General features: G+C 70.2%; 10 protein-coding genes. 5 read left to right on the forward strand and 5 right to left on the reverse strand.

Annotation, left to right across the window (positions count from 1 at the left end):
• Nucleotides 1-167: 167 nt before the first annotated feature.
• On the reverse strand, nucleotides 168-1,211 hold the full coding sequence (locus NMI01S_RS29545) for an alpha/beta fold hydrolase (protein WP_063001988.1): 1,044 nt from the start codon (nucleotides 1,209-1,211) through the stop codon (nucleotides 168-170).
• A 108-nt stretch (nucleotides 1,212-1,319) separates the two neighbouring features.
• On the opposite strand from NMI01S_RS29545, the gene NMI01S_RS29550 reads away from it, so the two are divergent.
• Entirely contained in the window at nucleotides 1,320-1,949 is a 630-nt protein-coding gene (locus tag NMI01S_RS29550; protein WP_063001989.1) for a class I SAM-dependent methyltransferase, read from the forward strand.
• A 79-nt stretch (nucleotides 1,950-2,028) separates the two neighbouring features.
• Here NMI01S_RS29550 and NMI01S_RS29555 read toward each other — a convergent pair whose 3' ends face one another.
• Nucleotides 2,029-2,952, reverse strand: a complete 924-nt coding sequence (locus NMI01S_RS29555) for an alpha/beta hydrolase fold domain-containing protein (RefSeq protein WP_218021152.1) — start codon at nucleotides 2,950-2,952, stop codon at nucleotides 2,029-2,031.
• Between the two features lie 487 nt (nucleotides 2,953-3,439).
• Between NMI01S_RS29555 and NMI01S_RS29560 the strand changes: the two genes are divergently transcribed.
• From NMI01S_RS29560 to NMI01S_RS29575, 4 genes are all read left to right on the forward strand, one after another.
• Entirely contained in the window at nucleotides 3,440-4,276 is an 837-nt protein-coding gene (locus tag NMI01S_RS29560; RefSeq protein WP_245717083.1) for an SCO6745 family protein, read from the forward strand.
• A 418-nt stretch (nucleotides 4,277-4,694) separates the two neighbouring features.
• Nucleotides 4,695-6,032, forward strand: a complete 1,338-nt coding sequence (locus tag NMI01S_RS29565; protein WP_063001991.1) for a phosphoribosyltransferase family protein — start codon at nucleotides 4,695-4,697, stop codon at nucleotides 6,030-6,032.
• Between the two features lie 136 nt (nucleotides 6,033-6,168).
• Entirely contained in the window at nucleotides 6,169-7,632 is a 1,464-nt protein-coding gene (locus NMI01S_RS29570; protein WP_063001992.1) for a bifunctional aminoglycoside phosphotransferase/ATP-binding protein, read from the forward strand.
• A complete protein-coding gene (locus NMI01S_RS29575) occupies nucleotides 7,629-8,123 on the forward strand; it encodes a GNAT family N-acetyltransferase (RefSeq protein ID WP_063920902.1) in 495 nt (164 codons plus the stop codon). The genes NMI01S_RS29570 and NMI01S_RS29575 overlap by 4 nt, the downstream gene beginning before the upstream one ends.
• Before the next feature lie 18 nt (nucleotides 8,124-8,141).
• Here NMI01S_RS29575 and NMI01S_RS29580 read toward each other — a convergent pair whose 3' ends face one another.
• From NMI01S_RS29580 to NMI01S_RS29590, 3 genes are all read right to left on the reverse strand, one after another.
• Nucleotides 8,142-9,479: a wax ester/triacylglycerol synthase family O-acyltransferase gene (locus tag NMI01S_RS29580; RefSeq protein WP_063001994.1), complete on the reverse strand. Its 1,338-nt coding sequence runs from the start codon at nucleotides 9,477-9,479 to the stop codon at nucleotides 8,142-8,144.
• Between the two features lie 594 nt (nucleotides 9,480-10,073).
• On the reverse strand, nucleotides 10,074-12,119 hold the full coding sequence (locus tag NMI01S_RS29585; protein ID WP_063002113.1) for an NAD(+) synthase: 2,046 nt from the start codon (nucleotides 12,117-12,119) through the stop codon (nucleotides 10,074-10,076).
• 54 nt (nucleotides 12,120-12,173) lie between these two features.
• Nucleotides 12,174-12,425: an SHOCT domain-containing protein gene (locus NMI01S_RS29590; RefSeq protein WP_030516404.1), complete on the reverse strand. Its 252-nt coding sequence runs from the start codon at nucleotides 12,423-12,425 to the stop codon at nucleotides 12,174-12,176.
• Nucleotides 12,426-12,912: the final 487 nt, after the last annotated feature.

A 12,912-nucleotide genomic window follows, 5' to 3' on the forward strand; every position in this document is an offset into this window, starting at 1 on the left:
GGCCCAGGGGCTGATGATCTGCCAGCCGCCGATCGGGATGCGGACCCAGCTCAGACCGTCGCCGTTCGCCGGCATCGCGGATCACCAGGCCCTCTTCGGTGCCGTCCGAGCGGCCGGCACTGTCGGGCTACCCGGTGTCGCGCGCTGAACACGGGCGCGCGACGCGATCAGGAGGTGCGGTCGGGACGATCCGTTCGGATGGCCGCCGAGGCGGCGGCGCGGGAGCGGACACCCAGCTTGGTGCGCGCGTTGGCGACGTGCCGGTGCACGGTATGGGGACTCAAGGTCAGCCGCTCGCCGATCTGCACGTCGGTCAGCCCCTCGGCCACGAGGCGCAGAATCTCGCGCTCGCGCTCGGTCACCGCTTCGGGGCCCGGAGGCAACGGCTGGGACCGCACCGGATATCCCAGCCCGCGCGCGATCGCGTCGGCGACGGCGGGCGCGTCACCCCGCCACGGGAAATGGTCCTCGCCGTACAGTTCGACGAAGGTCGCGCGGCGCACGCGGCGGGCCACGTCGACACCGAGGGCGAACGGCACCGCGCGATCGTCCTTGCGGTGCAGCACGGTGGTCGGGACGGTCACGGCCGCCAGGTACTCGGTGGCGTCGAGTTCGTATGTGGCGGACAATGATTGCGCGGCCTGCTCGGCCGTCGCGGACAGCCGCTGGAAGCGGGCGAACCGTTCGCGTTCGGCGCTGTCGGCGCCGGGCACGAACACATCGGCCAGCAATCGGGAGCCAAGGCCCCAGTGCGCGGAAATCGCATCGACCAGCGCGCGGCGCGCTCCCTCCGGTGCGATGTCCGCGCCGCGAGCGAACGACCCGTAGAGGACGAGCCGGTGGACCCGCCGGGGCAGCCGGGCCGCGAGTCCGGCGGCGACCGCCGAACCCGACGACGCGCCCAGCACCGCGACGCGTTCGAACCCCAGCGCATCCACGATGTCCGCGGTCACGGCGATTTCGCCGTCCGGATCGACCGGCGCCGCGGTCGCGGACATGCCGCGCCCGGGCTGGTCGTACCGGATGACGGTGAACCGAGTGGCCAGCCGGGACATGAAGGCCCGGAACAGCGGATCCTTCCAGTTGAGGACCAGGTGGCTGCACCACCACCCGCCGATCAGCAGCGCGGGACCGCTACCGACCACCGAACACGCGACCTCGCCGCCGCCGGTCCGCACCCGGTGGATCACCTGCTCCTCGGCGCGCACCATGCTGCCACCTCTCGCGCGGCGGCCGACGAGGCCGGCGCATCATCCGGCATCGATTATGGCCCGAACGGGCCATGACGCGAAGGGCCGCCGCCCGCCACACTCGTTCCCATGACCACAGCAACTCTCGGCCAACGCTTCTTCGCCAGCTGGTATCCGGGCTTCATGTCTCGGGTCGAACGTGCCGGACAGGCCGATCTGCGCCGGGCCCAGCTCAGCCGCGCCTCCGGTCGCACCCTCGAAATCGGCGCCGGCGACGGACTGTCCGTCTCGCATTACCCGGACGGCCTGGACGAACTCGTCCTGCTCGAACCGAATCCGGCACTGCGCGCCCGATTGACAGCCCGCGCCGACACCGTCGCCGGGCCCGTCACCGTCGTGGACGGCGACGCGCACCGGCTGGACTTCCCGACGGCCAGTTTCGACACGGTCACCGCGTCGCTGGTGTTCTGTTCGGTGCGCGATCCGGCCAGGGCGCTGCGCGAAGTGCATCGCGTCCTGCGTCCCGGCGGACGATTCCTGTTCCACGAACACGTCCGCGGCACCGGCCTGCGCGCCGGCGTCCAGGACGTGCTGACACCGCTGCAACGACGCCTCGCGGACGGCTGCCACGCCAATCGGGACTTCGAAAGCCTGCTCGCGGCAGCGGATTTCGATATCGAGGACATCGCACACACCCGGATGCCGACACTGATGCCGACCATCGTGCCGCTGGTCGTCGGCACCGCGCGCCGGCGGTGAATGCTGCGCCCGGTCCACTTCGCCGAACTCGAATGCGAGGCGTCGACGCGGCGTTCGTACTCGGCGACCGGATCCGCTCTCACACGCTTCCTCTTGTCGAAAGGTGCCCCGTCGGCGCGTACACCGAATTTCCGGTGTCGCTCCGGGGCGCCGGGCGCTGTACGAGCCGCACCAGCCGGCGCATCGCGTGCCGGGCCTCGGGAACCTCCGAGAGATGCCACGCGTGGAACATTCCCGGATATTCGAAGTAACCGAGATCGACACCCTCACGCACGCACCGCGCCCGGAAACGCCGGGCATCGGCCAGCAGGAGGTCGCGGGTGCCGATGAACAGACTGAGTCGCCCGGGTGTCGCGGCGGGCGCATTCAGCGGACTGATCATCGGATCACGCCGGTCGAGGTCGCCGGCGTACAGGCGACCGGCCTCGGCCAGTCCCTCGACGCCGAGATAGGGATCGCACGGATCGAGAGCCCGGGCCATGGGATCGGTCATGGTGACATCGAGCCACGGGGAGATCATCACGACCTCCTTGGGCGTCACCGCGCCCGTCGCCCCGAGCTCGCGCGCCAGCACCAGCGCCAGCGCGGCACCGGCGGAATCACCCATGAACACCTTGTTCTCCGACGCGATGTGCGCGAAGACCTCGTCGTGCACGGCGCGCACCATCGCCACCGTGTCGTCACCGTGGTGCGCGGGGGCCAGTGGGTAGAGCGGCACGGTGACCGTGCACCCGGTCCGGTCGACCAAGCGGGCCAGGAACTTCCAGTGGTCGTGCTGGATCTGGTGGACGTAAGCGCCACCGTGCAGGTAGAGCACATGGCGGGAGGTGCCGCCCTCGAGCGGCCGGATGGTGTACACGGGCCGGCCCCGCATGTTCCGGCGGGTCACCCAATAGTGGGTGTGCAATTCGGCCGGCGGGCGGTCCCGGTCGGGCCGCTGGCCCCTGGGGATACTCTCCCGCAGCGCATCCGCGTCGGCAAAGGTCTTGTCCGCGTGCGTCATTCGCATTCCGGCTATCAACATGCGGCTGCGCAGGCTCGGTTTCGCGTGATTCACCGGTTCTACCGGTTCCAGGTCACACATGGTCACGAGGAATCACCCTCCCGTTCCGCGAGAACGTACGCTGTTCGCCCTCGAATCCGTCGAATTCGAAATCCCGGACCGCGTCCGGCATCGGGATCCACACCTGTTCGTCCACGGTGAGATCCGCTGCGGCATGGACGTCACCGTCCGCATCAGCCCTCCTCGGTTCACATCTCGGTGGCCGGTTCCCGAAGCGGCGTCTCGCCGCCCGCTGCCACCGCGCCCCTTCGATTACGCACTCCCGGCGGCTACCCGCTCGCGGCCGCACTACACCGGCGGCGCACCCGTTTGCGCGAGGGCAACGCGGCCATGACGGGGCCACCCGTCGTCGACGGCGGGTTCGCCCCGGATGCCTAGGATCGAGGTGATCCACTTGCCGGAGGATGCGAACAGACAAGGGGTGCGGGTGATTTCAGCACGCGAGATGTGGACGTTGTTCGAGCCGATCCACGCGGTGACCTACTTCGCCCCGGAAAGCCGGGCCGCCTTCGAGCAGGCGGGTCTGCGCGGCTTCTGGCGCGGATACTTCGGCGGTCGCTCGGCGCCGTTCGGGCCGGTCGGACCCGGCGTCGTGACAGCGACCTTCTTCGGCTTCTCCCCCACTATGGTGGCCCGGGCGCTGCCGGGGGTGTGGGAGCTGGCGACGCCGCAGCGCGTCCTCGCGGCCCGCTCCGCCGGCGCCCGCGCGGCGCTGCTGCGGCTCGGCGGCAGCGACGCCGAGTACGCCGAGGCGGCCGAACTGGCCCGGCGGGTCGCGACGGCGATCGAGCTCGAAGGCAAACCCCTCGCCGCCGCCAATGCCGACCTGGCATGGCCCGAGGACCCGCTGTCGATCCTGTGGCATGCCTGCACGGTGCTGCGCGAGCACCGGGGGGACGGCCACGTCGCGGCGCTGACCGCCGCCGGCCTGACCGGATGTCAGAGTCTGGCCTGGCGCGCCGCCACCGATTCCGGGCGCGACGTTCTGCAACCGGCTCGCGGCTGGGACGACGAGCAGTGGGATCGCGCGCTCGCGGGCCTCACCGAGCGGGGCTGGCTCGACACCGACGGACGGCCCACGGCTGCCGGGCGTGCAGGATTCGACGAGATCGAAAGCCGCACCGACGATGTGGCCGCACGACCGTGGCGGGCGGTCGGGGCCGCGTCGGCCGAACGCTTCGCCGAGCTGGTGCGACCGCTGGCCCGCGCGGCGCACACCGCGATGCCCGAACGCACCCCCATCGGTACCCTTCCCCGCCCCTGAGTGGGATCGCTCGCTGTGCGGCATCGCCCATCGCACGGCCGTCGGCCACTCCCTCACCCAACTGGATCATCAGGAATATCCCCGAACCCCGTCGCGCCACCGACGAACTGGTGGCCTTCCTCCACACCTCGGCGGCGCCGACCCTTCGCTAGCGCGAGCAGGGATTTCCGTTCGCCGAAGAAACTGACCAACGTCCCACGCATCGGAGCCTTCGGCACGATTCGGCGTGGCCGGAGAACGCGGATAGTGGCCGTATGAGAACCGATGAACACACCGGCGCCCCGGTCGGTGAGATCGGCAGGCCCCCGCTCGGACTCCGCGCCGAGGTCCGGTGGTCGCCCCAGCGCTAGGCGCGGGCCGCGCCGAGCCGCACGCGGGCTGCCCGCGGGGGTCGCAGGGGCCAGGCAGGAGGCAGTGGATGGTGTTTCGTGATCGCGTCGACGCGGGCAGCCGGCTCGCGACGCGTCTGATCGAGCTGCGTGACACCGACGTCGTCGTACTGGGCCTGCCGCGCGGCGGAGTTCCGGTCGCCTTCGAAGTGTCACGCGCATTGCGCGCACCGCTGGATGTCCTGGTGATCCGCAAGCTGGGCGTTCCCTATCAGCCCGAACTCGCCTTCGGCGCCGTCGGTGAGGACGACACGCGCGTACTCAACACCCTGGTCGTGCGCCGCACCGGGCTGTCCGACGACGACATCGATGCCGTGCAGCGGCACGAACGTGCGGAGCTGTCGCGTCGGGTGGCCAGGTACCGGCGGGGGCGCGCCGGACCGTCGTTGCGGGGGCGGACCGTGGTGCTGGTCGACGACGGCATCGCGACGGGGGCCACCGCCCGCGCCGCCTGCCGCGTGGCCCGTGCGCGCGGCGCCGCCCGTATCGTCCTGGCCACTCCCGTCGCCGCACGCGAGGCGCTGGCGTCGCTGCGGCCGGAAGCCGACGACATCGTCTGCCTGAAAACGCCACTGCTCTTCGACGCGGTCGGCCAGTGGTACCGGCACTTCGGACAGACGAGCGACGACGAAGTCGTCGATCTGCTCGACCGGGCAGCTCTCGCCGCCCGCGAACGCCCCCGAGTCGCCGCGTCCGGCGCTTCGCCGCTGGTCGACGACGAGGTCACCATCACCGTCGGAGAGGCCGAACTGAGCGGCCATCTGACGGTTCCGGAAGCGGCGACGGGCATGGTCGTCTTCGCCCACGGCAGCGGCAGCAGCAGGCACAGTCCGCGCAACCGATTCGTCGCCACCTCGCTGCGGCGGGCCGGACTCGGAACGCTGCTGTTCGACCTGCTCACCCCCGCCGAAGAGCTCGAGCGCGCCAATGTCTTCGCTATCGGTCTGCTGGCGAATCGGCTGGCGGGTGTCACGCGGTGGCTCGCCGGGATGCACTACGCCGACGACCTCCCGATCGGGTACTTCGGCGCCAGCACCGGGGCCGCTGCCGCGCTGCGGGCGGCCGCCGATCCGGAACTGAAGATCGCCGCCGTCGTCTCCCGCGGCGGCCGGCCCGACCTCGCCGACCTCTTTCTGACCGCCGTGCGAGCGCCGACCCTGTTGATCGTGGGCGGAAACGACCCGGCGGTGATCGAACTGAACCGGTTCGCCCAGCGAGCGATGGCGTGCGAGACACGCGTCGAGATCGTGCCCGGCGCCACCCACCTGTTCGCCGAGCCAGGCGCGCTGGAAGCCGTGGCCGAACTGGCCCGCGACTGGTTCCGCACCCACTTCCGCGGGTCGCCGGCCGCCCGCACACGACCATGACCGGACGTTTCCCGTACCGCCCGTCCCCGCCCGTCCACCGGCCTCGAACACATCGGCACACCACGGGCCGCACGGTCCACACTCCGGTGACTTTGGTCCATCACGAATTCTCCGGTCATCGGCGACGCTGGTACCGATGGAGACCAACGAACCCTTCGCTGCGCTCGCCGAAACGCATTCGGCGGTGGTGGTGCTGTTCGGCGACCGGGCCTACAAGATCAAGAAGCCGGTGCGGACCGACTTTCTCGACTTCTCCACGCGGACCGCGCGCGAAGCCGCGTGCCGGCGCGAACTCGAGCTCAATCGGCGGTTCGCTCCCGATGTGTACATCGGCATCGGGTACCTGTCCGATCCGACGCGGGATGCGGACGAACCCGTGCTGCTGATGCGCCGGCTCCCCGATGCCGCCCGGTTGTCGCGCCGCCTCGACGATCCGGCCGTCGCCCGCGACATCCTGTCGGTACTGGTTCGCGATGTGGCCGCCTGGCACGACCGGGCGCCGACCGGCGTGGCGATCGACCGCGCGGCGACGGTCGCGGCCGTTCGGGAGCGCTGGAAGTCGTTGCTGGCCGGGATGACCCATCCCCCGATCGAACCGGCTGCGGTGCGGGAGCTGACCGAACGGGCGATGCGCTACCTCGACGGACGCAAGGCGCTGTTCGACAAGCGCATCGCCACCGGGCGCATCGTCGACGGCCACGGCGATCTGCGTGCCGACGACATCTTCGTCACCGACGACGGCGTGCGGGTCATCGACTGCCTCGACTTCGACGACGAACTCCGCCACGTCGATCGGCTCGACGACATCTGCTTTCTGGCCATGGATCTCGAACGCCTCGGGTACCCGGACCTCGGCCGGACGGTCGTCGAGGAGTATCTCGAAGCGACCGGCGACCCGGCGCCGGACTCGCTGTACCACCACTACATCGCCTATCGGGCGGCGGTGCGCGCGAAGGTCGACTGCGTGCGGTACGGGCAGGGGGAACGGCGAGCGGCGGCCGGTGCGGTGCGGCACGTCGAGGTCGCCCTGCGACACCTCGCCGCCGGCGCGGTGCGCCTCGTGCTGGTCGGTGGCCTGCCGGGCACCGGCAAGTCGACGATCGCCCGTCGCCTGGCCGCCGCTACCGGCGCGATCCTGTTGTCCAGCGACCACATTCGCGTCGTGGCGCGCGCCGAAGGCGTGCTGGACGGCCCGACCGGCGAATACGACCACGGCGCCTACACTCCCGCGGCCCGCGATCACGTCTACGCGGTCATGTGCGCCGAGGCGCAGACCCTGCTCGCCGCCGGCCGCTCGGTCGTTCTGGACGCCAGCTGGATCGATGATGCGCAACGACGCCGCGCGTCGCGGCTCGCGACCGACACCCGCGCCGACCTTGTCGAACTCTGTTGTAGCGCACCGGCATCCGTGGCCGCCGCGCGGATCGCGGCGCGCACCGGATCCGAATCCGACGCCACCCCTACCGTCGCGGCGGCGATGGCCGCGGATCGCGACCCGTGGCCCGGTGCGGTGGTACTGGACACCACCACACCGGTGGACGAGACTATCGAGGCCGCGCTGCGCGGCTATCGGCGCACGAGCGGACGGGTGCCTTCATGACAGTGGAGCCGACCATCGACCTCACCGATGTCACCTACCGCCGCCTCACTCCCGGCGATTGCGATGCGGTCCGGGACCTGCACGCGACGCTGAGCCGACGCGACGGTTACTACCGCTTCTTCGGCGCGCGGCCGAAACATCTCGGAGATCTGGCCGCCGCCGTCTCGATGAACGACCCGAAGCACTGCGCTTTCGGCGCGTTCATCGAGGACCGGCTGATCGGTGTGGCGAACTATGTCGTGCTGCCCGACACCGACTGCGCCGAGGTTGCGATGGTCGTGGCCCACGAGGATCAGCAGTCCGGGGTCGGCACCGCGCTGCTCACGCGGTTGGCCGAGGACGCACGGCGGCATGGCATCGGCCGGCTCGCGGGCGACATCATGGCCACGAACTCGAAGATGATGCAGTTGCTGATGGACATCGACCTGCCGATGTCGGCCCATCGCGACGACGACGTCGTCCACGTCGTCCTGCGACTCGACAAGCCGTAGGCGTGGTGTGGCACTGGTTCAGGAGTTGGCGCGAGCGCGGGCCAGCAGCGTCTCGATCTCGTCGGTGACCGCCGCCGGGATCAGCTCGATATCGGGCGTGGTGTCGTAGTCGCCGGTGATTCCGAAGGTGAATTGACCGGCGTAGCTCAGCATCGCGACCGTGGTGCGTAGCCGCATGGCCACCGGAATGCCGGGCCAGACCTGCTCGACCTCGCCGCCGGCGATGCTCAGCCGATGGCGGGGGCCCGGGACGTTGGTCGCGAGCGCGCTGATTCCGCGTTGCGGGAACCGGGTGGCCAGCCGGAAAGCCCACGCCGCCACACCCGCGGGAAGCCGGCCGGCCAACGTCAGCAGCGACGCTTCCGCCTCCGCCTCACCCCGGGCGCGGTGGCGGGCGATGCGCTCGTGCACCGTCTGCAGGCGGTGCACCGGATCGGCGATGTCGACCGGCAGGGCGGCGATGACGACCGAAACCCGGTTGTCCATCGCGTATTTCGCCTCGGCCGAGCGCATCGACACCGGTATCACGATCCGCACCGAATCCGCCTGCGGTTCTTCGCCGCGCGCGCACAGCAAGCGTCGATACGCCCCGGCGAGGGCGGCGACCGCGACGTCGTTGACGGTCGCGTCGAACGCCGCGCCGACCTCGTGCAGCTGCGCCAGCGATGTCCGTGCCACCGCATACCGGCGCCGGCGGCCCAGCGGGCCGTTGAGGGAGGACGTCGATGTGGGGACCACGGTATCGCGCAGCACCGGCACCAGCGTGCGTACCGTGCGGACAGCGAAACGAGAAGCGGTGTAAGGCAATCGGACCACGGTCCCCGCCGTGGCCCGCAGGCTCGGAGCCAAGTCCGGCGGCCGCACCGGCAGCTGCGGCGGCGACTCCGGCTCCTCGTCGCAGAGACCTTCGAACACCGTGATGCCGGCGATCCCGTCGACCATGCTGTGGTGCGCCTTGACGATCACCGCCCACCGGTCCCCGGAGAGATTGTCGACCACGACGACCTGCCAGAGCGGATGTTCGCGATCGAGTCGGCGGGCGAGCTCCTCCCCTACCAGCTCGCGCAGGGCCTCCTCGTCACGGGGGCCGGGCAGCGCCGCCCACCGGACGTGGCGCGACAGCCGGAAGTCCGGGTCGTCCTCCCAGCTCGGCGCCGTGATGTCCAGCGGTGCGCGCCGCATCCGCCGGCGCAGGCGGGCGTTGCGGCCCAGCGCCCGGGTGACGGTCTCGTCGAACCGCTCGCGGCTGCGCACCGGCCCGGCGACGATCGCGATCGCGGCGATGGCGATGTTGACGTGGCGGTCGCTGTCTTCCAACTCCATGAAGCCCGTGTCCAGCGGTCCGAATTCGCTCATGGTGGTGGCCCGTTCCGAAACATGCCGGCGATCTGCCGAGCTGGTGGGTTCAGTCTCGCGCGCTCCGCCGCGTCACCGGCAGATGCGAAGGTAGCCACCGCGAGTGACGAAAGGCGGCACCCGGCGGGCAGTGCTGCCCTGGCGTGGCGCGGTTGCGGATGGACGACCATGACCGGGCGCCCGACCTGTTTCGCGGGCGCCTCAGCGGGCGCCGCGAAACGGGTCGTTCGATATGTCCACAATCCCCGACCCGATCGTCCCCGACGAATCACGCCACGCCGTTGTGGTCGACTCCTGTCGATGCGGCGGCCTCTTCGTCGCCGGCTCTGTCGACAGTTCCATTGTGGCGCGCCTCCCATAACCGGAGCAGTATCGGAGGCCATCGGCGGAAAGGCCGAATCGAATCGCGCGGCGGGCCCTCGGGCCCGGGACGGCCTCGGCGCTCGACGACGAAAGTCCCTACGAGCCCGGGACCTTCGGCACTGTCCGGTGGACGCCGGCTGCGACGCCGGATCGTGTACGACGAAATCGGGCTCACCCGTGTCCGGGATGCCCGTGTATCCGTCTCGGCGCCGCCACTGGGGCGTCGGGCGCTCAGCCGGGAACGTTGCGCGCGAGTTCGTCCAGCCACGCCGCGGCGGGAGCGTCGCTCGGCGCCCGCCAGTCCCCGCGCGGCGACAGCGATCCGCCGGACCCGACCTTGGGCGCGTTCGGCAGGGTCGATCGTTTGAACTGGCTGGTCTGCACGAAGCGACGCAGGAATTCGGCCAGCCAGTGCTTGATCGTGGCGAGGTCGTATTCGTGGCGCTGGTCCTCGGGGATCAGGTCGGGCCAGCCCCCGCGGGTGCGGTCACTCCAGGCGTGTTCGGCGAGGTAGGCGATGCGGCTGGGCCGGAATCCGAACCGCAGCAGATGGTAGAGGTGGAAGTCCTGCAACTCGTACGGGCCCACGGTGGCCTCGGAACTCTGCAACGCCGCGCCGGGAACCAGTTCCGGGGAGATCTCGGTCTCGAGCACCGAGTGCAGCACAGCGCTCGCCTCCGGGCCGAGCTCACCACGGTCGGCGGTCCAGGCGATCAGATATTTGATCAGGGTCTTGGGCACCGAGGCGTTCACGCTGTAGTGCGCCATATGGTCGCCGACTCCGAAAGTGCACCAGCCCAGCGCCAATTCGCTCAGGTCCCCCGTACCGACGACCATGCCGTGATGCATGTTCGCGAGGCGGAACAGATGCGAGGTGCGCTCCCCGGCCTGCACGTTCTCGTAGGTGATGTCGTAGACGGGCGCCCCGTCGGCCGCCGGATGTCCCAGATCGCGCAGCATCTGCGTCGCCGACGGCCGGATGTCGATCTCACCGGTGGTTGCTCCGACGGCGCGCATCAGCCGGCGCGCGTTCTCCACCGTCCGCGTGCTCGTGGCGAAGCCGGGCATGGTGTAGGCGAGCACCTGCGACCGCGGCAGACCCAGCCGATCCATGGTCTGCGCCGCGACGATGAGCGCGAGAGTGGAATCGAGACCGCCGGACACGCCGATCACGAGGTGCTGGGATCCGGTCGCGGCCAGTCGCGTGGCGAGCCCGGCGACCTGGATGTGATGGACCTCGGCACAGCGCAGGTTGCGGCTGCCGGGGTCGGCCGGGACGTAGGGAAAGCGCGGAACCTCGCGCCGCAGTGGTGGTGCGCCGGCCGGGATCGGCGCCTCGAATTCGAGCCGCCGGAATCGGGTGACCCGCTCGTGGTAGTCGTGGGCGTTGTCGGTGAAACTGTTGAGCCGCAGCCGATCCGCGGCCAGCCGTTGCAGATCGATATCGGCGGTGACCAGTTGCGGTTCGGCGGCGAAGCGCTCGCTTTCGGCCAGCAGGTTGCCGTTCTCGCAGATCAGGGCCTGCCCGTCCCACGCCATATCCGTGGTGGACTCGCCCTGCCCGGCCGCGGTGTACAGATAGGCCGCGATATTGCGCGCCGAGGTCGACACGCACAGTTGCCTGCGGTAATCCGCCTTGCCGACGACGATATTGCTCGCCGAGAGATTCGTCAGCACGGTGGCGCCCGCCAGTGCGGCGAAGACATTGGGCGGCAACGGAACCCACGCGTCCTGGCAGATCTCCACCGCCACCACCAACCCGGGCAGATTCACGGCCTCGAACAGCAGGTCGGCGCCGAAGGGCACCCGCTGCCCGGCAACGGTGATGTGGTCGTCGACGGCGTCACGAGCGGCGGCGAACTGGCGTTTCTCGTAGAACTCCTGGAAATTCGGCAGGTAACTCTTCGGCACGACCCCCAGGACGCGGCCGCGGTCGATGATCAACGCGCAGTTGAACAGTCGCTCCCGCACCCGCAGCGGAGCCCCGACGATCAGCACGCTGTCGATATCCACGCTCTCGGCGACCACGCGGTCCACGGCCCCCCGCACCGCGTCGTCGAGCGCCTCCTGGTGGAACAGGTCCTCGGCGGAGTAGCCGGAGAGACCGAGTTCCGGAAACAGCGTGAGCACCACGGAATCTTCGGCGGCCCGCCGTGCGAGCAGCAGTGTCTGCTCGGCGTTGTACTCGGGATCGGCCACCCGTAACGCCGGCACGGCGACGCCGACGCGCACGAACCCGTGCCGGTACAGCGATCCGAACGGTAATTCGCGCGCCACGGCGGCCTCCTGCAATCCACGGCAGCCGGGTCGCCGTCCGGCGCCGGGGGCCGGCTAGGGACCGAGCGTCCGCATTCGACGGGTGTATTCCTCGTCGTCTATCTCACCACGGGCGAAGCGCTCGGCGAGGATCTGTTGCGGGGACGGACCCCGTCCGTCCCGGTCGAGGGCGGCGGTATCGGGCCGGCCGGCGTAGCGGAGCAGGGCCACGATCGCCACGACCACCAGCACCCAGAAGATCACCATGCCCGCGAACATCAACCCGTAACCCCAACCGCCCAAGCCGGTGCCATACCACATCATCATCGCCGTAATTCCTCACTCCATCGACGGATCTGCGTACGTCTCGGCCCCGACCGGGATCACATCGGCATCGGCATCGGGCAGATCCCCATCTGGGCCAGCCACATCATCACGGCGTGCATCGCTGGCATCATCGGCGATTGCATATCCATCTCGATCATCTCCTCAGGGCACGGGTCCACGTCCGCGTCCCCGATCCAGCCTGATCGACGCGAGCGGCCGGTGGCAGGGGCGAAAGACCTCACCGACCGGCCGTCGGTCCCCACGCCGGACCTTCGGCGCCGGCCCGGATGCGCTCGGCGTTCTCGAGGGACATTGGTCCCGGGAGGCCGGGAATCTCGCCCCTCCCCCCAGGGCCCGGCACCGGCACAGACTGGCGGTAAGCGCGCCGATCGCCGGTTCGACGCATCGACGCGCCTCGGCGTGTGGCCCGGGTGGGTGCGCGACGACCGAAATGTTGCGTGAGCCGGTGTGATGACACCGGGAGCGA

Source organism: Nocardia mikamii NBRC 108933, from assembly GCF_001613505.1.
GTDB lineage: Bacteria > Actinomycetota > Actinomycetes > Mycobacteriales > Mycobacteriaceae > Nocardia > Nocardia mikamii.